This window comes from Hyphomonas sp. GM-8P (assembly GCF_003263315.1).
Taxonomy (GTDB): Bacteria; Pseudomonadota; Alphaproteobacteria; order Caulobacterales; family Hyphomonadaceae; genus Hyphomonas.
The window spans coordinates 96,043-121,123 of sequence record NZ_AWFE01000094.1; the positions used below are offsets into that span (position 1 = coordinate 96,043).

Genomic DNA, 25,081 nt, shown 5'->3' on the forward strand with positions numbered 1-25,081 from the left:
GACTTTCGCCTCAGAACGACACCTCGACGCCCATCAGGAATTCAAACGGCTTGCCGGGGCGCAGGCCTGCCGGGTCGATCGAAGCGACATAGACCTCGTCGAACAGGTTCTCGGCCTTGGCCCGCACCCGGATGCGGTCGGTCAGGTCCACCCAGACGGCCATGTCAGCCACCCAGCGCGCTTCGATCAGTTCGCGTTCCGGAATGCTCCCCTGCCCGGCACGCGCCCGTGCATCGGAGACATAATTACCGGAGAGGCTCGCGCCCCAGCGGTCCGTTTCCAGGCCCGCGCTGAGGGTCAGCTGCTGGTCGGCGATGTAAGGCAGCTCGTCCCCGACAACGACATCGCCCCAGGGCTCGTAGTCGCTTTCGAAGCTCGTCTGGAATTCGGCATCGGTCAGCGTGTAGACGAGGCTCAGCGGAATGGAGAGGTCCGTATTCAGAGCAGATCCGGCATCCCAGCTGGCGGTCACTTCCAGACCCTGCACGTCCACTTCGCCGCCATTGAACTGGTCGCCCACCGTACAGCCGCCGCCGGACGAAGCCGTGCACGTGCCGAGCAGGTTCGAATAGTCGTTGAAATAGGCAATTGCCTCCAGTTCGAACTCGCCGCGCGAATAGCGTCCGCCGAACTCCCAGTTGACGCTCTCCTCGACATCGGCGTCCGTCGTGCCGGGGCTCGCAATGGCGAAGCCGCGATGCACACCGGCCAGCAGCGTCGTTGTCTCACTGATCTGGTAGAGCGCGCTGAGGCCAGGCACGACCACCGTATCGGACAGTTCTCTCACCTGTGTTGGCCCGGCAGCGCGGGTGGGGTCGCTGGTCGAATAGTCTTCGCGCGTCAGTTCGTAGTCCTCGAACCGCGCGCCGCCCGTGACCGACAGCCGCCCGACAGTGAACTTGTCCTGCACGAAGATGGCCAGCGCCTCGCCGGATGAGATACGGTTCGCCTGGCTGCCCGCGGCGCCTGCCGTGGTCAGCACCAGCCGCCCGCCCTCAAGGCGATAGGCGTCTTCCTCCTGGAACCGGTCTTCCTCGTCTTGATGAACACGGGCGCCGATGGTCAGTTCGTGGTCAATCCCGGCAAAGGCCGTCTTCCAGTTGAGGACGGACTGGACACCCTCGCTGTAATAGGCGCGCCGGTTGGCGCGGTAGACGATGGAATTATCGAGGCTTGTGGTGCCCACAGCCAGATCATACTCGGCCGCATAGGTCACCGGGTCTGCCAGCACGCTGGAGATCGAGACGTCGCCGCTTGCGCCATTACCGTCTGCATTGATGCCCTGCAGTTTGTACCAGTTGCGGGCGAAGTCGTGATGATAGGCGATCGTCGTCAGGCTGAGCTCCGGCGACAGGTCAATCCGGTGAGTCAGCTGGTAGAGCTCGTTCTCGCCATTGAACTGGTCGTCCGTGCTCGCATTATAGCGCCGGTAAGGATCGGCCCGGAAATCGTCCAGCGTCAGGCCGAGATAGGTCTCGTTCGAAATCTCTTCCCGCGTCTGGTATTTCAGCTCCACGCTTTGCGGCATGGCCCCTTCGGTCTTGTAGGCGCCGAGCTTCACGACCAGGTCGTCCGCGTCGAAGCCGGTCGGGCCGCCATTGTCCAGCCGCTTGAAGCCGTCCGTCTCGTCGGTGAACACTTCGACGAGGCCGCCCAGCTGCCAGCCGGCCGCCGCATCCCCCTTGCCGCCCAGCCAGAGGTGCGCGCGCTGGCGGTCATTCGTGCCGAACATCACCTGCCCGTGGCCGGACGGAGCATCCGGCACGGGCGTCGAGAACATGTTGATCGCCCCGCCCGTGGTGCGGGGGCCGTAGAGGATCGCCGCCGGGCCCTTGGTCACTTCGATGGCGCTCATCCGGGCGATGGTGGGGAAGTAGTAGGCCGACGGCGAGGCATAAGGTGCCGGCGAGATCGGCACGCCGTCTTCCATCAGCGCGACACGCGAGGAGCGGTCAGAGCCCGACCCGCGCAGGCCGATATTCGGGCGAAGGCCATAGCCGTCCTCTTCCTGGATGTTCACGCCCGGCACGGCGCGCAGGATGCGCAGCACATCGCTCTGCGCCTGCACCGACAGATCGGCATCGGTCAGAAACGAGACCGAGCCGGCAACTTCCAGCGCCGCCTCGGACGAGCCGGTCACAACAACCGTCGACAACAGGCGATAGGGGTCGTCCCCCTCCGTCGCTTCCGGCGCCTCTGCCCCGGCCGAAAGTGCCAGCACCGCCACCGATGCCATCAGGAAACCGCTCTTGTAACCGCTCACGCTGCCCTCGCTCCGCATATTTTCTATTCAGGTCGCGGCTGTTTATTGGAGACAGTTTGAGAATGCAAGTGCGACCTATTTGCAAAAACAGCGCAGAGTCCTGCTTACCCCCAGCCATCCGCCAGGGCCAGAACGTCAAAGCAAGGTGGGCGCGATCACCCGCCCAGCGGTTTCATGTAGGTGGCGAGGTCGAAATAGTCGCGCCAGACGGCGATCTTGCCGTCCTTCAGCTCGAAAACACCACAACAGGGCAGGTCGATCTGCTTGCCATGCGCGACGGTGCGGTCGAGGCGTTCGGCGACCACCTTGTCCCCGGCGGACATCAGCGTCAGGACATCCCAAGTCGTCTCGCTCCAGCCATTGATGAAGCCACCGATAAACTTGCGCAGCGCCGCATGCCCCTGCACCGGGCCCGTCGGCATGTTGTGATAGATGCCGTCCTCGGCAAAGAAGCTCACCAGCTCGTCCACATTCAGCCGCGACCAGGCCGCAATAAAATCCCGGATCACCTCTTCATTGCTCATGGCGTTTCTCCCTCTTTTTGCCGGCGAAATGGCCGAACGCTTGATCGTATATCACGCCCGCACCGATAGCCCGCGAGATGGCCGAGGCCGCCCTCGCCAGGCGGAAGATCAAGTGGCATCAGCACTTCGCCGTTTTCAACCAACGCTCAAACGATGCCTCTCCTGGCTTCGTGAAAGCGATGATGCGCGTGCCCGGGCGTCGCTGTGCCCAGCCAAGATCCATGATCTGTGTCAGGATTGCAGCGCCTGCCTGACCAGCCAAATGATGGCGCCGCATGCTCCAGTCGAGGCATGACCGGCACATGGGCCGCCGGGAATTTCCGAAATCCGCCTCTGCAATTCCGATTTTCCCAAGCATGCCCCAGCCGCTCTCAGTCAAGGCAAACTGCCCTCCCCGTTCATTCAAGCCACCCCCCCGTTTCATCGTATCGAACAATCGCACACCGAGTTCGCCGGCGAGATGATCATAGCAGATCCGCGCCTTGCGCAGCTCAGGGTCGGCCGGTCCTGTGCGTGTCCGCTTGCCGGGGCCACGCTCCGCCACATGCAGAAGGGCTTCTATCGCGTGGGCCACATCACCATCCTGCAGCCGGTAATAGTGATGGCGGCCCTGCACTTCCCTTGCGAGCAGCCCACCATCCATGAGTTTCCCGAGATGTGAACTCGCCGTCTGTTTGGTGATACCGCCCGCCTCGGCAAGTTCGCTTGCGGTCAGGGCGCGTCCATCCATCAGGCTCAGCAACATGTTGCTGCGCGCCGGGTCGCCAATCAGGGCGGCAATGCGGGAAATGTCCGGGCCGTCTTTCATGGTTCGACGGTAACCGAACCATTGATGCGGCGCAATCCGCTATGTCGGGGAACGGCAGAAAGGAGCCCGACATGATCACCTGTTTCATCCGATACGAAATCGATCCATTCCAAAAAGAAGCATTCGAACATTATGCCCGCCGATGGGGTCAGGCCATTCCACGCTGCGGCGCCGACCTGATCGGCTATTTCGCGCCGCATGAAGGCTCTGCCACCACGGCCTATGGCGTTTACTCCCTGCCCTCGCTTGCGGACTATGAAGCCTACAAGCAGCGTCTCGCAGCGGACCCGATTGGCCTTGAGAATTATGAGTTCGCAAAGCGCGAACGCTTCATACGCAAGGAAGACCGCATTTTCCTGAAACTCGCCTCAGCGCCGCATGCGGAGCTTATCCTGCCATGATTGCTGTCCTGTTCGAGCTGGAACCTCTGCCCGGTAAGGCGGATGCCTATTTTGAAACCGCTGCCGCGCTGCGCCCCCTGCTGGATGGCGTTGACGGCTTCCTCTCCATCGAGCGGTTCGAAAGCCTCACGATGCCGGGCAAATACCTGTCCCTGTCATTCTGGCGCAACGAAGCGGCAGTGCAGGCCTGGCGCAACCTGCCCCCACATCGAAGCGCGCAGGCACGTGGGCGGAACGATCTGTTCCGGGACTATCGATTGTGCGTCGCCGAAGTTGTTCGCGACTATGGGCTGACACACCGGACAAGCGCCCCGGACGATAGCCGCGAAACACATGGCTGATACGTCAGTGCCCCTCCGCCGCCAGGATCGCCGCCAGGCCTTCGCGGTAGGTGGGGTATTTCGGGCGCCAGTTGAGGGCGGCCTTGGTGCAGGCGTTGGAGATGCGTTTGCACTCGGCATAGAAGCTGCGGGCCATGGGGCTGAGGTCTGCGTCCTCGAAGGGCATGTCCGGCGGCGGGTCCATTCCGAGCAATTGGGCGGCGTGTGCGATTACATCCTGCGGTGGGGCGGGCTCGTCGTCGCAAAGATGGAGTACGCCGCCTGCCCGCGCGACCGCCTCCGGGCGCTGGTGCAAGGCCAAGAGGCCGCTCGCAATATCGTCCACATGCACACGGGAGAAGACCTGCCCCGGCTTCACAATGCGCCGGGCTGTGCCCTCCCTCAGCCGGTCGAAGGCACAGCGGCCGGGGCCATAGATGCCCGGTAGGCGCACGAGGCTGGCGCGGCCTTTTGTGGCCTCGCGCCACTGATCCTCGGCGCGGGCGCGGGCCTTGGCGCGGCGGCTCTGCGGGTTAGGCTTGCTCCACTCGAACGCCCAGCCGCCGGCAAGGTCGCCATAGACACCGGTTGTGGACAAATAGGTGACGGAGAGGTCATCGCTCAGTCCGGCATGATCATGGCCTGGTTCGGTATGCACATGGCGCAGCACGGGGCAGCCATGTGCATCGGGCGGGATCGTCACCAGAAGGCATGCCTTTTCGGGCAGCTGAAGCGGGCTCTCGCCATCCCAGACGCGGGCGTCGATGCCGTCTGCCCGCAGCGCCGCCGCCTTCGCCTCGCTGCGCACCGTGCCGGCCACAGGGCCCGGCCACATCCGCGCCAGGTGTGTGGCACTATAGCCAAGCCCGGCGACAAAAAGCAGAGATGGCTGAACTGTCATTTGCCTGTGCTGATCCCTTTGTATCTATGAGGTTTGTTACAGGTTCCGGAGTGTCCGATCCATGCCCCTTCTCACCCTGGCCGCCGTGTCGCTCGCCTTCCTGCAGACCACGTCGGCTGGCGAACGTATCGCCGCTGAGGAACAGGCCCGGCTGGAGGCCTGCCTCGCCAAGATCGAGACCGATCCGGACGACGCCTATGAAGACGGCCTCGCCTGGCTCTACCAGGGCAACCGCCCCGGCGCACGCCAGTGTACGGCCATGGCGCTGATCGCCCTCGGCCATCAGGCAGAAGGCGCCGAGCGGCTGAAAAACCTCGCAAATTCAACGGATGGCGGCACGCTGGAACAGCGCGCAGCCTATCTCTCACAAGCCGGAAACGCGTGGATCGAAGCCGAGGATCCGGACTCCGCCCTGCAGGCCTTCGACGGCGCGCTGAAGATCGCGCCCGACGCGCCGGAGCTGCTGCTGGACCGGGCCTCGGCACACATCCTGCTGGAGAATTATGACAAAGCCATCGAAGATCTCGACGCCGTGCTGATGCGCGTGCCTGACCATGCCGAGGCCTACCAGATGCGCGGCGCCGCCTGGCTCGCCAAAGGCGAGCCGGACAAGGCCATGCTGGACGTGAACGCGGCGATGGAAGCAGACCCGGAAGACATCAACACGCTCGTCTTGCGCGGCCAGGTGCGCGAGGCCCTGCGCCTGCAGGCCGATGCCGGCGGCCCGATCGAGCGTCTGGAAACCGACTAGGCCTCAGCCCACACGCTGGCCGTTTTCGTCAATCAGAAGCGCGCCGTCTTCCTTGTAGAACGGGCCCGGCGGCAGGGATTCCAACAGGTCCAGCACCACCTCGCTCGGCCGGCACAGGCGCACGCCTTTCGGGCTGCACACGATGGGCCGGTTCACGAGGACAGGATGTTCCAGCATCGCCTCAAGGATCGCCTCATCACCCACTCCGGGCTCCAAAAGTCCCAGCTCTCTTGCCGGGGATTTCGTTTCCCGGAGAGCCGTGCGTGGCGTCAGGCCAGCCGCCGCGAAGAGCCCGAGCAGCTGCGAGCGGGTCCAGCCTTCTTTCAGGTATTCGATCACGGTGGGCTTCTCGCCGCTGGCCTCAATGATGGCCAGAACGTTCCGGGACGTGCCGCAATCGGGATTGTGATGAATGACAATCATGGTGCCGCAACCTCCTCTTCTGAGCTGACAAAAGCCGATCGGGTGCGGTTGGCGAAAGCGACCAGCGACAACATCACCGGCACCTCGACCAGCACGCCGACCACCGTGGCCAGCGCGGCACCGGAGTTCAGGCCGAACAGGCTGATCGCGACGGCGACCGCCAGTTCAAAGAAATTGGACGTTCCGATCAGGGCGCAAGGCGCCGCGATCCGGTGCGGCACTTTCCAGGCCCATGCGGCGGCATAGGCCAGCGCGAAGATGCCATAGGACTGGATCAGGATCGGCACGGCGATCAATGCGATGATCAGGGGCTGCGCCAGGATCGTCCCGCTCTGAAAGCCGAACAACAGGACAACCGTCGCCAGCAATCCGATCACGGAGAGCGGCTTGATCCTGTGGGTGAAATCCGTCACAGCCGCTTCTCCGCCCTTCCGGGCCAGCGCGTTGCGCGTGAGGATTCCGGCGATCAATGGAATGACGACATAAAGCGCCACCGACAGGAGCAGCGTTTCCCAAGGCACGCTGATCTCCGTCACGCCCAGCAGGAAGGCCACGATCGGGGCGAAGGCGAACACCATGATTGCGTCGTTCACGCTGACCTGCACCAATGTGTAGTTCGGGTCACCACGGGTAAGTTGGGACCAGACAAACACCATGGCTGTGCATGGCGCCGCGCCCAGCAGGATGAGGCCGGCGATATAGCCTTCGGCATCTGCCTCGGGAATAAACCCGGCAAAGACATGCCGAAAGAAGAGCACGCCTAGAAGCGCCATGGTGAACGGCTTGATCAGCCAGTTCACCACCAGCGTGATGATCAGCCCCTTCGGCCGCTCGCCAACCCGGCGCATGGCCGAGAAATCGATTCCGATCATCATGGGCCAGACCATCGCCCAGATCAGGACGGCAACGGCAAAATTGACGTTGGCATATTCCAGCGCCGCCAGTGCGGAGAATGCACCTGGCACGACGCCCCCCAGGCTGATCCCTGCAAGGATGCAGAGACCGACCCAGACCGACAAGTATTTCTCGAACGCCCCCATATTGCGTCAGCAGCAGCCAGCGCTTTTCGGTTCAGCGATGGCCGGTGCGCAGCAGGCTCGCTCCACCGCCATGCCGGTCGGTGTTGTAGCCAGCCGCCCGTCATTCAGTTCCGGGCCGCCCCCATAAACGGCGCTGTCTCCGGTTGTGTGGAACACTTCCCACGGCACGCCTGCCGGATCGGCGATCCAGCTCTTCTCTGATTGGGCATAGCAGCAGACCGTCTCCCCCTCTTCCAGAACCGGGGCGTCAGCGCGCTTCAGGCGATCATAGACTTCCGCGAGCTCACCCGAATCTTCGGCCTGAATGCCCAGATGCTCCACGCCGGGTGCTGCGCCGCGGGCGCTGATGGCGAGGTTCACATGCGGATCGTCCAGCATCCATTTGGCGTAGTCGTCCTTGCGCACACTCGGCGGCGCATCGAACAGGGTCGAGTAGAAATCGATCGAACGCTGGAGGTCATCGACAGCGATGTGGACATGCAGGCGTTTCATGGAGTTTCCTTTCCAGGGACAGGTCAGCAGCAGGCAGATTGGGCCGCCGCCATAACGGGGCTGCACACTTCTTCACGGCCCTGACAGCAATCTTCCATCAGGAACACGATCAGCCCACTGATGGCGTCATAATTGGCGGTATAGATGATGGATCGCCCCTGGCGTTTGCCTTCGATCAGGTTCGCATTCGAAAGAATGTTGAGCTGAGCCGAAAGCGTATTCGGCGGCACGTCTAGCGCTGCCGCAATCTCCCCTGCTGGTAAGCCATCATGCCCGGCCCTCACCAGAAGGCGGAACACTGCCAGACGGTTTTCCTGAGCCAGGGCGGAGAGTTTGGAGAGGGCGTTTTTCGATTCCATATTTCCACGATACTGGAAATATGGAATGAGTCAACACGCTTTTCGAAACCCCTGTCTCCGAAAATCTAACGGTAGCGTTTCTGCAGCATCGCCCAGACCGCCCGCAGGCCGCAGGCGGCGGCCCCTTCCGGGCGGCCATATTTGGTTTTGCGCCATGCCCAGACATCGAAATGGGCCCAGCTTTTCGCATCCACGAACTGTTTCAGGAACAGGCCGGCCGTGATCGAACCGCCGAAACTGCTGCCGGAGTTCACGAGGTCCGCAATCGGACTCTTCAGTTCCGACATGTAGGGGTCCCAAAGCGGCATGCGCCAGACCGGATCGCCGGATTGTGCTGAACCCTCAAGGATATCGGCGACCAGTTGCTCGTCATCGGAGTAGACCGGCGCGAGATCCGCCCCGAGCGCGACACGGGCCGCACCGGTGAGCGTCGCAAAGTCGATCAGCAGATCAGGCTCCCCTTCGGAGGCCCGCGCCAGCGCATCCGCCAGGATCAGCCGGCCCTCGGCATCCGTATTGTCGATCTCGACCGTCAGGCCCTTGCGGGACGACAGGATATCGCCTGGCCGGAACGCATCGCCGCTGATCGCGTTTTCGACCGTCGGCACGTACAGCTTCAAATGCACCGGCAATTTTGTAGCCATGACGAGGCGGGCCAGCGCGATGACATGGGCGGAACCGCCCATGTCTTTCTTCATGATCCGCATGCCGCTGCCCGGCTTGATATCGAGACCGCCGGAATCGAAGGTTACCCCCTTGCCGACAAGCGCGAGCTTCGGCTTCGACGCATCGCCCCATTCCAGTTCCAGGAAGCGCGGCGCCGCCTTGGCCGCGCGGCCAACGGCGTGAACCATGGGGTAGTTCTGTTCCAGCAGGGCGTCGCCAACAATCGCGGTCAGCTTCGCGCCGAATTCCTCCGCCAGCTTTTCGACGGTCTGCTGAATACCCGCCGGGGTCATGTCGCCGGCCGGAGTGTTCACGAGATCCCGCAACAAGGCGATGGAATCTGCTTCCGCCGACAGCGCCTCACCCGCATCGCCCTCGGGGATCACGAGCTGCGGCGGGCAGGACTTTTCTTTCAGATACCGCTCGAACCTGTAGGCCCCGTCCGCCCAGCCAGCCGCAATGGACGCCATGGACAGGCCGCCATCTGCCGCGATCTCATAGACCCCTTCCGGCAGCTTGCCCGAAAGAGCGGCGACTGCCAGCGCATCCTTTCCGTCGCCGATACCGCCCAGAACATGCGCAAGGCCACCTTCCGGGCTCGGCACCAGCACCATCTGCCCTGCCCCGCCCTTGAACGCCTGCGCCGTTGCAATCGCACGGGCGGAAGGGAACGGATCGTTCTCCAGGGATTTGAAGGCATCAGCGGTGTACAGCCAGACGCTGACCGCCCCGTCGGCACCGGTGGTGAAACTCTTGTGCATGAAAATGGCCTCGTACGGGCAAGTGTTAATGGAGTCTGCGCTGGCGTTAACCCATCCTTGACGCCCACAGGTCCAGACTCACGCGGGAATGATCCTGATTCAAACCCGGAGCGGTCCCATGTCCAGAGCCAAAACCTCACTGGCTGCACTTGCTGTCGCCCTGGCCGGTATCTCGGCCTGCGCCTCGACGCCTGATCCGGATGCCAAAGCGGCGGCAGAGCTGCAGGCCGCCATGGCTGAGGCAATGAAGCCGGCAACCCCAGAGGAAATCGAAGCGGCCAATAATTCGGACCCGCTGACCAAGGCGAATTTCTGGTCGAAGGAATATGCCAAGGATGCCGAAAACCTGGACAACGCCCTGACCTTCGCTGACGCCTTGCGTGGCATCGGCTCCACGGAACGGGCGGTGGAGGTCCTGTCCGAAGTGCTGGTCATCCATCCGAACGAGCCGCGCATCCTGATGCCGCTGGGCCGGGCGCTGGCCGCCAATGGCAACCAGTTGGGCGCTGCGCGGGCATTCGAGCAGGTCGCCGTCGCTCAGCCTGACCGGGCAGACGCCTGGGCCGCGCTTGGAACCGCCATGGACCAGCTGGAAAATCACAAAGGCGCGCAGGTCGCCTACGAAAAAGCGCTGGCGATCGAGCCGGCACGCGCCTCAACGCTGGCCAATTACGGGCTCTCCCTCGCACTGACTGGCGATCTGACCGGTGCTGAAGCCAAGCTGCGCCAGGCTGCTGATGTCGCACCGGGCGATGTTCGTATCCGCGAAAACCTCGCACTGGTGCTGGGTCTTCAGGGCCGGTTCGAGGAGATGCAGAAGACGAGCGCCGGTTATGCGCCGGACGCCGTGGTCGAGCAGAATGTCGAACTCCTGAAGGAAATGATCAAGCCGGGCCGTGATCTGGAGGCGCTTCAGGAAAAAGCTTCGGCGCAGGCCGCGGCACAGGCGCCGGAGGCTGACGCGCCACCGGCCGAAGCGACGGGCCTGAGGTTACGCCGCACGGGCGGCTGAAACATCCGTCTCTGAATTTCTCCGGCTGATCAGGCCAGGACGCTGACTTCAATGCGCGGGTCGATCCCGATCAGGCCGCCCGCATCCGAGCGGCGGTCATTCGTGCGTTGCTCCGTCGTGACAGCCGGAACTGCGTCATTCTTCGACTGCATCTTCTGGAATTTGATGTAGGCCGGGCCAAGCACGACGAGGAACAGGACCGGCAGGAAGAAGACAATCATCGGCACGGTCAGCTTGGCCGGAAGTGCCGCGGCCTTCTTCTCAGCCTCCGACATCCGCATCTCACGGTTTTCCTTGGCCATCACACGCAGCGCATCGCCCAGCGGCGTACCATAGCGTTCGGCCTGGCCAAGCGCCATACAGACAGCCTTGACGCCTTCGTGACCCGTACGTTTCGCCAGGTTTTCATAAGCCTGACGGCGCTCTGGCAGATAGGACAATTCTGCAACCGTCAGGCCGAATTCCTCAGCCAGCTCCGGAGACGCAGAGCCGATTTCCTGGCTGACCTTATGAAAGCCAAGCTCGATCGACATGCCGGCTTCGACACAGATCAGCAGCATGTCGAGCGCATCGGGAAAGGCGCGCATGATGGATTTCTGGCGTTTCTGGGCCAGATTGGAGACATACAGGTTTGGCGCATAGAAACCTGCCGCAGCCCCGAAAAGGAGGGAGCCGTACTTCATCATCGGCTGGAAACCGAAATCATTGACGAAGAAGACATAGACGAAGACGACCAGCATCCCCACGAAGGGCAGCGTCATCCGCGCAAAATAGAATGCGGAGACAGGGCCCGGGCCCCGCATGCCGGCCTTGTTCAACGTGTCCTGAAGGTTCGGATCTTCCAGTGCCTTGGCGAGGTTCAGGCGGGAAGAAATTTCGCCGATGGTCGAGTCATCTTTCCGGCGCAGGCCTTTTTTGTTCTCAAGCGCAGCCCGGTTTTGCTTACGCAGTTTTTCCCGCTGCATCGAAACGGATTTGAGCCGCGTTTCCAGCTTGTTGCCCTGCAGATAGGGCATAAACATGGTCACCATGGTGCCGAACACGGCCACCGCGACCAACAGGGATGCCAGGGCTTCAGGCTTCGTCAGGGAAAGGATGATCTCGTACACTGTGCCTGCCTAGATATCGAAGTTGATCATCTTCTTCATCGTCATGATGCCGGTAAACATCAGTGTCGATCCCGTCGCCAGAACGACGTGCCCCGTCTCGGTCCGGAACAGTTCCATGATGTAATCGGGTGTAGTCATGAAGACGAGCAGGCCGACCGCAAAGGGTAGAGAACCAATGATCATGGCCGATGCTTTCGCTTCGGACGACATCGCCTTGATCTTCTCGCGCATCATTTTACGCGACCGGATCACGCTCGACAGGTTGCCGAGCGCTTCGGACAGGTTACCGCCCGCCTTGGCCTGAATCAGCAGCACGATCATGAAGAAGTTCACTTCCTGCAATGGGACGCGCTTGTAGAACATGTTCAGAGACCGTTCGGTCCCTGCCCCCATGGCCAGATTGTCCGCAAGTGTGCCGAATTCGGTCCGCAGCGGTTCCGGGCTCTCCTTGGCGATGATCCGGATACATTCATTCAACGGCAGACCGGATTTCACACCGCGCACGATCACATCCAGCGCATCGGCGAACTGGTTGATCATCTTCTTGTGGCGGCCTTTGATCATGAAGTTCAGGAAAAAGCGCGGCAAACCAAATGCCCCGCCAAAGAACGCGCCTGCCACGAGAGCTGGGCGGCTGCGCAAGGCAATGCCGGAAATGGTCAGGCCTTCGAATCCCGACAGGAAGACCAGCGCACCGCAAACGCCCCCCAAAAGGATGGAGAACATCCAGAATGCGGAGAGCGGGACATCAAGGCCCGCTTGCACGAGTTTGTCCTTGATCGTCTGAGCGCCGCTGCTTTTCCGGCGCGCCTGCCCCTGCTTGCGCAGCGAGTCCAGCATCTCCTGCGTCTTGGCGCGGCGCTTCGCCGATTCGTCCATGACCTTTCCGGCCCGGCCCTTCCCCGCCACAGTCGCGCCGGCGCCGATGGCGCGCGCACGCTTTCTTGCCGCTTCCTTGTCACCGCCCGAGAAAGCAAATCCGAGGCCGGCGATGGCCACAAATGCCAGACCGGCAATTGCGATGGTCATCATGTTTCCGTCCATCGTCAGCCTCCCAGCTCATCAAGGGCGGCTGCGAGTTCGCGCTCAAGATTGTAATAGGAAGCACGGTCCCAGAACCGCGGACGGCCAATACCGGTGCCGCGATGCTTGCCTACGACACGGCCGTTCTCGTCCTCGCCCTCAATTTCATATTTCAGGACATCCTGCAGGACGATCGTATCTCCTTCGAGACCCAGAACCTCGGTGACGTTCATGATACGGCGCGAACCGTCACGAAGACGCGATGCCTGGACGACGACATCGATCGAGCCGACGATCATCTCCCGGATTGTCTTTGCCGGCAGAGAGAAACCACCCATCGTGATCATGGATTCCACACGGCTGAGTGCTTCGCGCGGGCTGTTGGCATGCAGCGTTCCCATCGAGCCATCGTGGCCGGTGTTCATGGCCTGGAGGAGGTCAAACGCCTCCGGGCCACGCACCTCGCCCACGATGATCCGTTCCGGACGCATACGCAGACAGTTCTTCACGAGATCCCGCATGGTGATCTCACCGGAGCCTTCGATGTTCGGCGGACGTGTCTCGAGCCGCACGACATGCGGCTGCTGGAGCTGGAGTTCCGCGGAGTCTTCGCAGGTGATGACGCGCTCGCCCGGTTCAATGAACCCGGTCAAGCAGTTCAGCAGGGTTGTCTTACCCGAACCCGTACCGCCGGAGATCAGGATATTACACCGCGAATGTCCGATGATCCGGAGAAGCTCAGCACCCGGCTCACTGATGGAGCCGAAATTCACAAGGTCCTGAAGGCGCAGCTTGTCCTTTTTGAACTTACGAATTGTCAGGGTCGGCCCGTCAATCGCCAGTGGCGGCGCAATCACGTTCACACGAGAGCCATCAAGAAGTCGCGCGTCACAAATGGGTGAGGAATCGTCAACGCGGCGGCCAACCTGGCTCACAATCCGCTGACAGATGTTCATCAGCTGGGCATTGTCGCGGAAGCGGATATTGGTTCGTTCAATCTTGCCGTTGACCTCGATATAAGTCGTATCGGCACCATTGACCATGATATCGGCAATGTCGTCGCGCGCCAGAAGCGGCTCCAGAGGTCCATATCCGAGAACGTCGTTACAGATGTCGTCGAGCAGCTGCTCCTGCTCCGACAGGGACATCACCACATTCTTGATGGAGATGATCTCGACGACAATGTCGCGGATCTCTTCCCGCGCGCTTTCGGAATCGAGCTGCGCCAGCTGAGACAGGTCGATCGTGTCGATCAGCGCATTGAAGATTGTGGTCTTCGTTGCGTAGTACTGTTCAGACTGCTGTGAAACCTGGCGGACCTTTTCCTGCTTCGGCTCCGGCGGGGCCGGGGCTGGCGGAGACGGCGCCTTGGGCGCGCCCTTCACCGCAACAGGTTTTGGTGCTGCCGCTTTTGCGGCCTCCGGACGCGGTGCGGCTGGCGCAGGTGCAGCCTTCGGCGCCGGCGCAGAGGCCGGTGCCGCTGTCGGTGTCGCAGAAGGTGAACGTTTCCCGAATGCCATTCGTATGTCCCGCCTTGTCAGGCCTTACTTGCCCAACAGTTTCTTGAAGATGGATTTCTGCTGCGCCGCGACCGAACGCCCGGTGAGCAGCGAAGCCATATGGTCGATTGCCTGGGCAGAGCGCGACGTCCCGTCCGTCTCGGAAATCATTTGCCCGTTGTTTGCTGCCGTACCGAACAGTTCCGGTTCGAACGGCAGGATCACTTCCGGCTCAACGCCAATCGCGGCGCCGAAGTCTTTCACCGGAATTTCCGGCCGCTTCGGCACACCCGACATGTTTATGACGAGACGCGGCGGGTTGTCGTTGGGCCGGGCAGCCTTCAACTGGTCGATATAATTCTTGCCGTTGCGCAGGGAGGCGAGATCCGGCTGGCAGACGATGATCACTTCATCGGATGCAACGAGCGTGCGCTGCACCCAGCGGCTCCACACATGCGGCAGGTCCAGGACCAGGAATGGCACGTTCCGTCGAACGACTTCGATCACGGAGACGTAAGACTCATCCGGGATGTCCATGATCTGGCCGATCGAGGCCGGCGCTGTGAACAGGGAGAGCCGGTCACTTGCCTTGGCAAGCAGACGCTCGATCACGGCATCATCTGCCCGTTCCGGCTGGAGCAAGGCATCGGCGATCGTCTGCGCCGGCTCCTGATTGAAATCCAGTGCCGTGGTCCCGAATGACAGATCAAGATCGACGAGTGTCGTATTGACCTTGGTGTTCTCTGCCATGGCCCAAGCCAGGTTGTGGGCAATTGTCGAGGCCCCGACCCCACCTTTCGCACCAACCACAGATATCTGTTTGCCGACAAATGGCGCATCCGGATCAGCGAAGAGACCAGAGATGGTCCGGAGAATCTGCAGGGGCTGGAATGGCGGGACAACGTACTCGCTGACGCCGCGGGCAACCAGTTGGCGATACAGGGCGATATCGTTGATCGCGCCGACAACCATCACCTTGACTGTTTCGTCGCAATGTTCTGCCAGCTGATCGATCTCGGACAGAAGCTGGGCCGAACGGGCAGACGACTCGATGATGAGCAGGTTTGGCGTCGGGTTTACGCGCATATATTCGGTCGCCGCGGAAATGCCGCCCGGGTGCGCCTCGATCGTGGCGCGGCCCATGCGCCGGTCACGGGCGCAAACTTCCATCAACAGGCGGGTTTCATCGCGCTCGTAGAAGACCTGGATCGAAATGGCGGGCAGGACGGAATCTCCCCCCAGGCCATCCTCAGGCGCAGAAAAGACCGGTTGGTCAAACTCGACTTCACGCTGCGGCGTATCCAGATCGACCATTACCGAAGACTCTTCCATCTCTTCGGCCACCGGCTCCTCTTTCGGCAGGGCCAGATCCGCCAATGGATCATCTGCGAAGACGTCTTCGAAGTCGGATTCGAAATCGGATTCGTGGAGCGGCTTTTCACTGGACATGGCTTGTTTATTCCTTGTCTTACGCTCTAGTTCGAAACGGCTTGGGAGACGGTGCCGGATTCATTGCTGCCGCGCGTGGAAGCCGTCGATTCCCCCTTGCGGAATTTCTCAAGAATAACGCTGCGGCGAACCGGATCGGCGCTATCCAGCGGCCGGCTTCCAAGAAGGTCGGCCGGATCGGCGATCATCACTGCGAGGTTCGCACGGATAGAACAACCGAGCGTCGCCCGCTCATTGTTGGAGCTGATGTCCGAATAGTCGATCGTGGCCTGAGAAGGACAATCTGGCGCAATCGCATCGTAGGCCTGGAACGCCAGGATCATCGGTTCGGACACGAGGGAATCTTCGCCATGATGCGTTCCCTCGATCTCTTCATACTGAACGCCATTCTCGTAGGCGATCGCGCGGGCCTCTGCGACCGCTGCAACAGCCAGCTGCGGATTGGCGGATGAGGCTGGCAAGGACATGATCAGCGGGCCATGGCCATGATCCCGATACGCCGAAACGAAATTCGAGATCGCAGCCTTGTCTGCGAGGCTGACTTCCGACGCTTGCGGGTGGATCGCAATCTCCAGGAATTCAGTCTTCTTCTCAACGCGGATGGCATTCCGGTCCAGCGCGGTTCCCTGCAGATAGGCGGCAGGTACATTCGATGGGGCCACGCTGGAGCAAGCGCTCAGCGCTGCCATGCCAATGCCGGCAACAATCAAAGTGGCGGTGGGTTTCAGGATCCTGGTCACCTTCTGGTCCCCTATTCCTCGATAAAGCCCACAGGGGCACGATAGTCGGATGCCGATACGGGTTCACCGTTGCGGCCATATTGTTCATTCAGCTTCCCGAAGAAGATCGTCTTCGCGTCCGAAGCGTTTGCATAACCGTCAGCTGGCGTACGAAGCTGGTCCTTCTTGGTCGGGTCGACCAGATAAGGCGTCACGATCACGACGAGTTCGGTCTCCTCCTGGATGAAGTCGCGGGACTGGAACAGCGCGCCCAGGATCGGCAACTTCTTGAGGCCGGGAATCTGGTCGAGGCTCTGACGCGACTGCGACTGGATCAGACCTGCCATCATCATCGAGCCACCAGACGGCAGCTCAATCACCGACTCGGCCCGGCGGACAGAGAGCGCCGGCAGGGTCACACCTTCATAGGAGGTGGTGTTGCCCTGGGCGTCGACAATCGTGGTGCTCTCGCCCTGGAAGGCGCCCTCGGAGCTCAGCTCGGAAACTTCCGTCGAGATCTTCAGGGAGATACGACCTTCCGACAAGACGACCGGCGTAAACCCGAGACCGACGCCGTAGGGCTTGAACTCGACCGTGATCCGGCCATTCTGGTCCTGACCGACCGGTACCGGGAATTCACCGCCGGCAAGGAATTTCGCACTCTCGCCGGACATGGCGACAATATTCGGTTCGGCCAGTGTTTTGACGATGCCGATACGCTCCAGCGCATTCAGTTCAACACCGACGCTCGACTGGAGGTCCTGGCCAACATAATTGCTGTACGTAGCACGGCCGGAGAAGCCGCCCAGGGAGCGTCCCTGAAGCGGATAGCCCAGGCTCGAACCGACTTTCGAGGAGACGTCGAACGGCAGCCCCGGGAAGAGCGCGGTCGTATCAGCATTCACGGGCGGATTGTTGCCAACGAACAGCTGGCGCTCGACCAGATTGCCGAGGTCACCGAAGGTCGGTGCTCCGCTCAGATTGATCCCAAGCTGCTTGATCGCATTGCGCTGCATCTCGACGACGCGGACTTCCAGGAGCACCTGGTCCTTCGCCGCAATGTCGATCATGTTGATGACTTTGGTCTCTTCTTCCTCACCGCTGCCCAGATAGGCTTCGACAAGGCGTTCCACAGCGTCAGATTCGGACAGGCTGTCCGTGGTTCCGGTAATCACCACATTGCCGTTCAGGCCTTCAACCTTGACCCGGGCACCCGGCACATGGCGGGCAATCATCTGCTGGATGCTGGCCATGTCCATCTCGACATTGATTTCGAGATTGAGAAGCTGGTTGCCCTGGCGGTCAAAGACAAAGGCATTTGTCTGCCCGTAATCCATGCCCCGGAAGATGATCCGCTGCGACGTCTGCACAATGGCGTCGGCAATCTCCGGATTCGTGATCACGACATCTGCTGCAGGCGCGCTCAGGTCGATGATTGTCGACTTGTTCAGCCCGAGTGTCACTTGCTCGCTGACCGCGGATTCACCCGGTTGGGTGATCTGGGTCCCGAATGTATTTGGTCCCGCCAAAGCCGCCGGCCCTATCGCGAGCGACAAGGCAATTACAGCTGCCGTTCTGGCTTTCTGGAAGGCCTTCATGCTCAGCTACCCCCAAGGCCGGACGCTGCCTGGCCATTGCGATAAATTGTGATGCCGTTTCCGGGCGTACCGCCGCCGCGCAGGAGGTCAGTCCGTGCGCCCCGCGACCCAGTGTCACCTGCATCCGACCACGGCCGCAGCGACAGCGACAACGTGCCGAGACGCTGCGAATGGGCGATCAGTTCCGCTTCGTCCGGCTTCACTTCCAGCGTGGCCGTATTGCCGATCTGGGAGGCCGATTCGGATTCGCCCTGGTAAAAGACCTGGTCGATTGCCAGCACCCGGACATTCTGGAGAATGGTTTCAGTCACAGGGCGGTCCAGAACCGCTTCAGCCATGGCGACCTGCGCCTGATAGGTCAGGATCACATCCACCCGGTCATCCGGAAGGATGAAGCCGCCGGACGCCGATTCGGTCGAGATCTCCACGGAGATGGCCCGCATACCGGGCGACAGCAGCGCGGCCATGAAGCCGGTCTCGCCCTTCATGACCAGCTTTTGCGGAAGGACAGGCTCTTCTGCATAGATTGGAATGCGCACGACGCTTCCCGACAATTCTGCGATTGCGTCAGCGTCAGCTTCTTCCGTCTTGTAACCATCCACGACGTTTTTCTCGGGCCATGGCGCCCATTCAAAATCATCGGGTGACAGAAGGTCACCAACCATCAGGTCGCGCTTCGCGACGAGAACGTGAGTCTCGGAGACTTCTCTCGTCTGCAACACGGTCTGCTGCTCAGTAACGGTCTGCGTCACGGTCTGCGGCTGGGTCAGCCCCCGGACGAGAAACGCTGCCGCTATGGCCGCAGCGGCCGCGCCAATCAGGATAATGAGACGCATCGGTGACATGGAGTGTAACTCCCCTAAATTACGATACACAGGGACTCTGGCCGGTCAGCGCTCATCCCCATCCACGAGTCAGATTCCCACAGCACGCCTAAAGCAACGTTAACCGATTACTCCGGCTGATCTTAACGTTTGGGAAAGAATTGGAGACGCGGGGCTGGCGAAGAAGGCCCCCGCCGCGATGGCCACACCGTAAGGAACGCCGGCTTTTTCTTCAAACGGAGCGCGGATCGGCCCCGGCACCACGGCCGCCGGTATCGTGTTCCGCACAAGCACAATGATCATTGCACAGAGACCGCCGACAAGCGCCATCGCAAAAATGAACTGCAAGGACGCTGAAGGCCCGACCCAAAGCATGACGGCCGGGATCATTTTCGCATCCCCTCCCCCAAAAATGCGGAACGCAAACAGGCCGAAAGCAATCACAAAAGCTGCCAGGCCGGCCAGCACGTGTCCGAAAATGATTTCCATGGGGAGGCCGGAAAATGCTGCCGCGGGAATGAACAGGCCAGCAAGCATCAGATTCAGCCAATTGGGAATCGTCAGGCTGTTCACATCGTGAAGTGCCGCAAAAAGGCAGAGGGCGAGGAATAGCCCGCCAAGAATGACCAGAATCATGTCCGCACTCCCCATCAGAAAGGACTGCGCCGGACCCTGCCCCCTAAATCCTAAGGAATGCTGATCACTGGATCCCGGGCCATTGGCCAAAGAAAAAGACCGCCGGGAAAACCCGGCGGCCTCTTCTAGGTAATCAGTAGTTCTGAGAACTACGATTAGGACATCGCAGTAGCGACTTCCTGGAACTTGGCGTTAGCGTTCGTACCAAGAGCCGTAACACCACCGATGATGGCAACAGCGATCAGAGCGGCGATAAGGCCGTATTCGATAGCCGTAGCACCCGACTCGTCTTTCAGAAAACGTGCAAACATTGGAAACTCCCATCATGCATTTGTTCGCGCCCCGGTTCTCATTTGTCTGCCGGAACAGTTCGAACTCTACGCGATTATTGTTCACATCGAGTTGAGAGAAACAGAAATTCCATGAAGGGGTTACAGGGATTTGTTTACTACCTGAATCCGGGTGCGGACAGGTTCGGCCCCTGCGGCCTTACTTGGATTCTTTATATACATAGCTCATCCGGAAAAGCGAGCTTTTAGGCAGTTAGCACTCGTGAAACTTTCTTCAGACAAATTGCACGAAATCATTCCCGGAGTGACCAGACATGAAAACTTTCGCACGGACTTGCGCATTCGGCCTGGCCGCCAGCCTGTTGGTGCTCCCGGCAATTGCGGGACCTTTGACCGTCGAAACCAACAAGACTGTCCCGCTCAAAATGAAGGGGACGGCAGCAAGTGTTGTACTCGGTAACCGGAACATTGCAGACGTTGCCGTTCATGACGAACATCTGATCTTTATCACCGGCAAGACATTCGGCACCACCAATCTGATGGTGTTCGACCGTTCGGGGAACCAGATCCTGAATACCGAAGTCGTTGTCACAGCCAATACGTCAAATCTCGTCACCGTGAATCGTAACGGGTCGAATTTCACTTATGACTGTGCCCCGTCCTGCCGCTCTATCATCAGCCCGGGCGACAACGTCCAGCATTTCGATGATCTGATGCAGCAGCAGATGGGTATGCAGGCCCTGACAAACGCCGACTGATCTGGCGCCTAAATCCGGGTCGCCACGGTCGTCTGCGGCTTTACGTCGGGAATTCCTTGAAATTTGTACGATCTCTGAAACGGGCCGCAAACCCAGATCTGGTAGCCAGAAGACTGAGCGACTCTGAGAGAGGGGTTTGGGATGCGTTCGCCGAATGCGGGATTTCTGACATCCAGACTGCAGCGCAAGCTTGCAGAGTGGGCGACTGAACGCCGTGGCCAGACGGCGGTGGAATTCGCCCTGATCGCTGCGCCTTTCTTTTTCATCATTTTCGGCCTGATGGAGATCTGCCTGATCTTCATCATGTCGACGGTACTGGAACATGCCGTGTCGGACGCCTCTCGTGAGATCCGGACCGGCCAGGCGCAAGAAGCCGGGTTTTCCAAAGTCGAATTCCAGAACTCCGTCTGTGACGAGATGTTCGGCCTGATGGGATGCGATGCGAGCCTGCACATCGACGTGAAGCGGCTCACCAGCTTCAGCGCCGCCAATTTGGGATCCCCGCTCGATTCGGATGGTAATTTCGATGACAGCGACTTTGACTTCCAGCCAGGTGGCGCCAATGAAATCGTGGCTGTGCGCGTCTATTATGAGTGGGGTCTGGTGACGCCGGTCCTGTCTGCCCCTCTGGCAAACATGGCCAATGGCAAGCACCTGATTTCGGCCACGACCGTCTTCCGCAACGAGCCATTCGGAGACTGATCCATGGCCAAACGTACCCTTCTTTCGCGGCTCAACCCTCGTCTGAACTGGCGCGGCATCCGCGGGCTTCGTTACAATGAGCGGGGCATTTCTGCGGTCGAGTTCGCTCTGATCTCGCCCCTGCTGATCATGCTCTATCTCGGCGCCATCGAACTCAATTTCCTGATGGAAGCCGACCGCCGGGTCACCCAGACCAGCGCCAGCCTTGGTGACCTGACCGCCCGTCTCACGACCGTGACGGATGCCGACATGGCGGAAATGTTTGCAGCGGCAAAAGTCCTGATGGAGCCGTATGACGCAACCACGGCCGAGATGCGTATCTCAAGCATTGTCGACAATGGCGACGGCAATCCGAAAGTGGCCTGGTCCGACGCTCACAACATGACGCCGTATACGAAAGGCACGACGGTAACCCTGCCTACCGGGATCATGCCCTCCCCCGGCTCAATCATCATGGCCGAAGTCAGCTATCCGTATGAGAGCGACATCGGCTACATCATTACGACCTCGAAGACGATCAGCGACAAATTCTACCTGCGTCCGCGGCGCGTGTCTGAAATCGCCCGTGTGACATCGTCCGGTTCAGGTACCAACCCGTTCGGCCCCACCAGCTGATCCAACTCCTCTCCCAGGAGCATTTACCGGAAGGCTGGCCTCTCAGGAGGCCGGCCTTCCTTTATGGGATCAGTCTTCGAAACCACGTTTCGGCGCGTGGACTTTCCAGAGGATGATCAATCCGGCCAGGAACATGAACCCGATACCGCCCATGCCGATCCGCTGATTGCCGGTCACCCAGGTGAGCAGGCTGACGATACCGGGGCCCATCCACACCGTCACTGTCCCGGCGATGGCATAGAGGCCGAAGAATTCTCCAATCCGGTCGCGCGGGGCAATATGCACCAGCATGTACCGGCTCGATGAAATCGACGCGACCACGGCGATTGCAACCGGGATGACGAACAGGAAATAGGTGATGTCAGACAGCGTGCTGAAGAACGGGCTGTCCCAGATGGGCGTGTTGGCCGGTAGCAAGCCGAAGAACAGCGCGTCCGGCGTGATCGAGAGCTGCGCGAGCAGCAGGATCACCAGCGCTGAAATTTCCCAGACAAGCGCCAGCTTCGGTCCAAGAAGGCGGTCCAGATAACCGCCCACAAAGCCGCCGACGGCCCCGAAAAGAACGCCTGTGATCCCAAAGAACAGGATTTCGACGCCGGTCCAGCCGAGGAAGGTGCCGGCATAGACCGCGCCAAGCGTCAGCAGCGCTGACATCGCATCGGCATAGATGGTGCGGGCGATCAGGAACCGCATGGTCTGCGGGTGCTCCTTGAACAGGCCTTTCAGGTAGCCAAACAGCACCTTCCCACGCTCAATCAGGTTCTGTGCATTCCCGGAATGGCGGTCTTCACCGCGAAATACGTCCGCCGCCGCCTGTTTCCAGGTTGTGCTCTGGCCACCCTTGATACCGTCCGGCATGAAGATGAAGAACGGGATCAGCAGCACGGCCATCCAGACCGCGACAAACGGCCCGGCGAACCGTTCCGGCGCAAAGGTCTCCCGGTCCAGCTTGATCACCTGTTCTGCCGGCGCAAATGGCAATCCCGATCCGGGCAGCAACAGGCCGAACAGGAAGAAGACAAGAATCCCGACGCTCAGAATGTTGCCTAGCGAAAGGCCCAGGCCGGAGATATAGGGCAAGGCGCTTGGCCGGCCCGCATTCGGCAGCATCGCATTGTGCAGCACTTCCGAGTAGCCGTAGCAGCAATAGGCCACCGCGAGGACGGCCATGGTCGGCCACATGGTCAGCGGGCCTTCCGGGCGCGCCCACCAAAGGCTGAACGAGCAGACGAACATGAGCGCCATGAAGAAGGCGATCGGCGGCTTCCGCCGGCCCGCCTTGTCAGCGATGACTCCCAGGAAAGGCGCCGTCAGGGCTGTTGCGATGCCTGCAATCGTAACCGTCAGGCCGGAAAGGCTGAGACCATGCTCACCGCCCCCGGCCATCTCTTTTGCGAAATAGGGCGCAAAAACATAAATGACGATCAGGTTGTAATAGGGATTGCGCGCGCCTTCGAAGATCGCCCAGGCCAGTCCCTTGATCCCGAACGGCCCGCCGTCAGCGCGCTCCGTCTCGGATTCGGGCACAGCCAGCACCGGTCCGACAACCTGCGTGTCGCTCATTTAGTTTCACTCCCTTGGCCAATAGTCGCCTCTTGCCGGGCGGTTTCGTCCAGCCTGCGACATTGCAAGGCAAAGGGGAAGAGTCAGTCTGCGGCACCTGCCGCGAGGTCAGCTTGTGGTTTCCAGCTTGGAGGCAAGGTCTCCGGCATAGCGGGTAATGTCGCCCGCGCCGAGGCAAACGACCATGGTGCCGGGCCCTGCTTGCGACCGGATCACGCCGGGCAAATTCTCCAGCGAATCCAGCAGCGACACTGACCGGTGGCCATGCCGCCGGATGGATGCGACGAGCGATTCTGCGTCATAGCCTTCGATCGGGCTTTCGCCCGCCTCATAGACTGGCGCGACAAGCACTTCGTCCGCCTGGTCAAAACATCGTGAGAATTCTTCGAACAGGTCCCGCAGGCGGGTGTAACGGTGCGGCTGGCAAACGGCGATGATTTGCCCCTGTCCCTGCATGGCCCGGGCGGCTTTCAGCACGGCGGTGATCTCCACCGGGTGGTGGCCGTAGTCGTCGATGATGCGGACCGGCGCTTCGCCGGCAACCGGGGTCCACTCCCCCACCGATGTAAACCGGCGCTTCACGCCGCCGAAACTGATCAGGGCGTTCCGGATTTGCTCGTCCGTCGCACCGAGTTCCAGCGCCACGGCAATTGCCGCGAGGGAGTTCTGCACATTGTGCTCGCCCGCCATGGGCAGGGTCAGACCTTCGATCATGCGCGGCATGGCCGATCCGGGGCGGCGCAGCGCGACATCAAAGTGCGCGCCGGCCAGGTCGGTTTCCAGATTCACGGCGCGGATATCAGCCTGCCGGTTGAAGCCATAGGTGATACGGCGACGGTCCGTCACCCGTGCGGCGAGCGCCTGCACTTCCGGGTGGTCGGTACACAGAACGGCAAACCCGTAGAAGGGAAGGTTTTCGACAAAGACATCGAATGCCTCGCGAAGTTTCTCCATGGAACCGTAATGGTCCATGTGTTCCGGATCGATGTTCGTGACAATGGCGCAGGTAGGGTGCAGTTTCGTGAACGTCCCGTCGCTTTCGTCGCTTTCCACGACCATCCAGTCGCTTTCGCCCGCCTTGTAGTTCGAACCATAGGCGTGGATGATGCCGCCATTGATGACGGTCGGGTCGATCCCGGACCCGTCCAGCAGGGCCGCCACCATGGACGTTGTCGTCGTCTTGCCATGGGTGCCCGCAACGCAAACCGTGTATTTGAGGCGCGTGATTTCAGCCAGCATGTTGGCCCGGCGCACGACCGGGATACCGGCGGCGCGCGCCGCGGCGACTTCCGGATTGTCGCCCTTGATGGCGGACGAAATGATCACCGTACCGGCGCCTTTGACGTTGTCCGCCTTGTGCCCGATGAAGACCTTCGCCCCGCGCTGGCGCAGGCGCTCAATGTTGTCGGAATCCTTGATGTCGGACCCCTGCACATCATAACCCATCGTGATCATCACATCGGCGATGCCGGACATCCCGATACCGCCAATGCCAACGATATGAGCCGGGCCAAGATCAAAAGGTGTTGGGGAAGCCATGTTCTAAGGTCTCCGGAGTCTGGTGTGTGTCATGCT

Annotated in this window: 27 protein-coding genes; 7 read left to right on the forward strand and 20 right to left on the reverse strand. The window is 60.9% G+C overall.

Annotation, left to right across the window (positions count from 1 at the left end):
- Positions 1-10 precede the first annotated feature (10 nt).
- From HY26_RS14610 to HY26_RS14620, 3 genes are all read right to left on the reverse strand, one after another.
- Positions 11-2,263 carry a TonB-dependent receptor domain-containing protein gene (locus HY26_RS14610; protein WP_158531518.1) on the reverse strand — a complete coding sequence of 751 codons (2,253 nt, stop codon included), beginning with the start codon at positions 2,261-2,263 and terminating at the stop codon, positions 11-13.
- 155 nt (positions 2,264-2,418) lie between these two features.
- Positions 2,419-2,787: a limonene-1,2-epoxide hydrolase family protein gene (locus HY26_RS14615; RefSeq protein WP_034761763.1), complete on the reverse strand. Its 369-nt coding sequence runs from the start codon at positions 2,785-2,787 to the stop codon at positions 2,419-2,421.
- Positions 2,788-2,905: 118 nt separating this feature from the next.
- Positions 2,906-3,595: a helix-turn-helix transcriptional regulator gene (locus HY26_RS14620; protein ID WP_034761761.1), complete on the reverse strand. Its 690-nt coding sequence runs from the start codon at positions 3,593-3,595 to the stop codon at positions 2,906-2,908.
- A gap of 71 nt (positions 3,596-3,666) precedes the next feature.
- Between HY26_RS14620 and HY26_RS14625 the strand changes: the two genes are divergently transcribed.
- A complete protein-coding gene (locus HY26_RS14625) occupies positions 3,667-3,996 on the forward strand; it encodes an NIPSNAP family protein (RefSeq protein ID WP_112073921.1) in 330 nt (109 codons plus the stop codon).
- Positions 3,993-4,337: an antibiotic biosynthesis monooxygenase gene (locus HY26_RS14630; RefSeq protein WP_112073922.1), complete on the forward strand. Its 345-nt coding sequence runs from the start codon at positions 3,993-3,995 to the stop codon at positions 4,335-4,337. The genes HY26_RS14625 and HY26_RS14630 overlap by 4 nt, the downstream gene beginning before the upstream one ends.
- Before the next feature lie 4 nt (positions 4,338-4,341).
- Here the strand turns inward: HY26_RS14630 and HY26_RS18885 are convergent, their stop codons facing one another.
- Positions 4,342-5,217 carry an SDR family NAD(P)-dependent oxidoreductase gene (locus HY26_RS18885; protein WP_146740246.1) on the reverse strand — a complete coding sequence of 292 codons (876 nt, stop codon included), beginning with the start codon at positions 5,215-5,217 and terminating at the stop codon, positions 4,342-4,344.
- A gap of 61 nt (positions 5,218-5,278) precedes the next feature.
- Here HY26_RS18885 and HY26_RS14650 point away from each other — a divergent pair, with 61 nt between their 5' ends.
- Complete coding sequence (locus tag HY26_RS14650) at positions 5,279-5,968, forward strand: tetratricopeptide repeat protein (protein ID WP_051599541.1); 690 nt, start codon at positions 5,279-5,281, stop codon at positions 5,966-5,968.
- 3 nt (positions 5,969-5,971) lie between these two features.
- Here HY26_RS14650 and arsC read toward each other — a convergent pair whose 3' ends face one another.
- The 5 genes from arsC to HY26_RS14675 all read right to left on the reverse strand — a co-directional run bounded on the left by arsC (position 5,972) and on the right by HY26_RS14675 (position 9,709).
- Entirely contained in the window at positions 5,972-6,391 is a 420-nt protein-coding gene (gene arsC, locus HY26_RS14655) for an arsenate reductase (glutaredoxin) (RefSeq protein ID WP_112073926.1), read from the reverse strand.
- Positions 6,388-7,431, reverse strand: coding sequence for an ACR3 family arsenite efflux transporter (gene arsB, locus HY26_RS14660; protein WP_112073927.1), 1,044 nt, complete (start codon positions 7,429-7,431; stop codon positions 6,388-6,390). The genes arsC and arsB overlap by 4 nt, the downstream gene beginning before the upstream one ends.
- A 6-nt stretch (positions 7,432-7,437) precedes the next feature.
- On the reverse strand, positions 7,438-7,923 hold the full coding sequence (locus HY26_RS14665) for an ArsI/CadI family heavy metal resistance metalloenzyme (RefSeq protein ID WP_112073928.1): 486 nt from the start codon (positions 7,921-7,923) through the stop codon (positions 7,438-7,440).
- Between the two features lie 23 nt (positions 7,924-7,946).
- Positions 7,947-8,282: a helix-turn-helix transcriptional regulator gene (locus HY26_RS14670; RefSeq protein WP_034761750.1), complete on the reverse strand. Its 336-nt coding sequence runs from the start codon at positions 8,280-8,282 to the stop codon at positions 7,947-7,949.
- Between the two features lie 65 nt (positions 8,283-8,347).
- A complete protein-coding gene (locus HY26_RS14675; RefSeq protein ID WP_034761747.1) occupies positions 8,348-9,709 on the reverse strand; it encodes a M17 family metallopeptidase in 1,362 nt (453 codons plus the stop codon).
- A 118-nt stretch (positions 9,710-9,827) separates the two neighbouring features.
- On the opposite strand from HY26_RS14675, the gene HY26_RS14680 reads away from it, so the two are divergent.
- On the forward strand, positions 9,828-10,721 hold the full coding sequence (locus HY26_RS14680; RefSeq protein WP_065382760.1) for a tetratricopeptide repeat protein: 894 nt from the start codon (positions 9,828-9,830) through the stop codon (positions 10,719-10,721).
- Positions 10,722-10,750: 29 nt separating this feature from the next.
- On the opposite strand, the gene HY26_RS14685 is transcribed toward HY26_RS14680, so the two are convergent.
- The 9 genes from HY26_RS14685 to HY26_RS14725 all read right to left on the reverse strand — a co-directional run bounded on the left by HY26_RS14685 (position 10,751) and on the right by HY26_RS14725 (position 19,889).
- Positions 10,751-11,821 (reverse strand): type II secretion system F family protein, encoded by a 1,071-nt coding sequence (locus tag HY26_RS14685; RefSeq protein ID WP_370453452.1) that lies wholly within the window; start codon positions 11,819-11,821, stop codon positions 10,751-10,753.
- A gap of 18 nt (positions 11,822-11,839) precedes the next feature.
- Positions 11,840-12,874: a type II secretion system F family protein gene (locus tag HY26_RS14690; RefSeq protein WP_233348583.1), complete on the reverse strand. Its 1,035-nt coding sequence runs from the start codon at positions 12,872-12,874 to the stop codon at positions 11,840-11,842.
- A 2-nt stretch (positions 12,875-12,876) separates the two neighbouring features.
- Positions 12,877-14,373: a CpaF family protein gene (locus HY26_RS14695; protein ID WP_034761742.1), complete on the reverse strand. Its 1,497-nt coding sequence runs from the start codon at positions 14,371-14,373 to the stop codon at positions 12,877-12,879.
- Between the two features lie 24 nt (positions 14,374-14,397).
- Complete coding sequence (locus HY26_RS14700) at positions 14,398-15,801, reverse strand: AAA family ATPase (protein WP_112073930.1); 1,404 nt, start codon at positions 15,799-15,801, stop codon at positions 14,398-14,400.
- A gap of 26 nt (positions 15,802-15,827) precedes the next feature.
- Positions 15,828-16,541, reverse strand: coding sequence for a CpaD family pilus assembly lipoprotein (locus tag HY26_RS14705; protein ID WP_146740247.1), 714 nt, complete (start codon positions 16,539-16,541; stop codon positions 15,828-15,830).
- An 11-nt stretch (positions 16,542-16,552) separates the two neighbouring features.
- Positions 16,553-18,118 (reverse strand): type II and III secretion system protein family protein, encoded by a 1,566-nt coding sequence (locus HY26_RS14710; RefSeq protein ID WP_034761739.1) that lies wholly within the window; start codon positions 18,116-18,118, stop codon positions 16,553-16,555.
- 2 nt (positions 18,119-18,120) lie between these two features.
- A complete protein-coding gene (gene cpaB / locus HY26_RS14715; protein ID WP_051599540.1) occupies positions 18,121-18,963 on the reverse strand; it encodes a Flp pilus assembly protein CpaB in 843 nt (280 codons plus the stop codon).
- Between the two features lie 99 nt (positions 18,964-19,062).
- Positions 19,063-19,578, reverse strand: coding sequence for a prepilin peptidase (locus tag HY26_RS14720; protein WP_158531519.1), 516 nt, complete (start codon positions 19,576-19,578; stop codon positions 19,063-19,065).
- A gap of 155 nt (positions 19,579-19,733) precedes the next feature.
- Complete coding sequence (locus HY26_RS14725; protein WP_034761736.1) at positions 19,734-19,889, reverse strand: Flp family type IVb pilin; 156 nt, start codon at positions 19,887-19,889, stop codon at positions 19,734-19,736.
- A gap of 293 nt (positions 19,890-20,182) precedes the next feature.
- Here HY26_RS14725 and HY26_RS14730 point away from each other — a divergent pair, with 293 nt between their 5' ends.
- From HY26_RS14730 to HY26_RS14740, 3 genes are all read left to right on the forward strand, one after another.
- Positions 20,183-20,626 (forward strand): pilus assembly protein N-terminal domain-containing protein, encoded by a 444-nt coding sequence (locus tag HY26_RS14730; protein ID WP_112073933.1) that lies wholly within the window; start codon positions 20,183-20,185, stop codon positions 20,624-20,626.
- Between the two features lie 141 nt (positions 20,627-20,767).
- Positions 20,768-21,328, forward strand: a complete 561-nt coding sequence (locus HY26_RS14735; protein ID WP_051599538.1) for a TadE/TadG family type IV pilus assembly protein — start codon at positions 20,768-20,770, stop codon at positions 21,326-21,328.
- 3 nt (positions 21,329-21,331) lie between these two features.
- A complete protein-coding gene (locus HY26_RS14740) occupies positions 21,332-21,943 on the forward strand; it encodes a TadE/TadG family type IV pilus assembly protein (protein ID WP_051599537.1) in 612 nt (203 codons plus the stop codon).
- Positions 21,944-22,012: 69 nt separating this feature from the next.
- On the opposite strand, the gene HY26_RS14745 is transcribed toward HY26_RS14740, so the two are convergent.
- On the reverse strand, positions 22,013-23,506 hold the full coding sequence (locus tag HY26_RS14745) for an MFS transporter (RefSeq protein ID WP_051599536.1): 1,494 nt from the start codon (positions 23,504-23,506) through the stop codon (positions 22,013-22,015).
- A gap of 108 nt (positions 23,507-23,614) precedes the next feature.
- Positions 23,615-25,045, reverse strand: a complete 1,431-nt coding sequence (gene murC, locus HY26_RS14750) for a UDP-N-acetylmuramate--L-alanine ligase (protein ID WP_034761730.1) — start codon at positions 25,043-25,045, stop codon at positions 23,615-23,617.
- Positions 25,046-25,081: the final 36 nt, after the last annotated feature.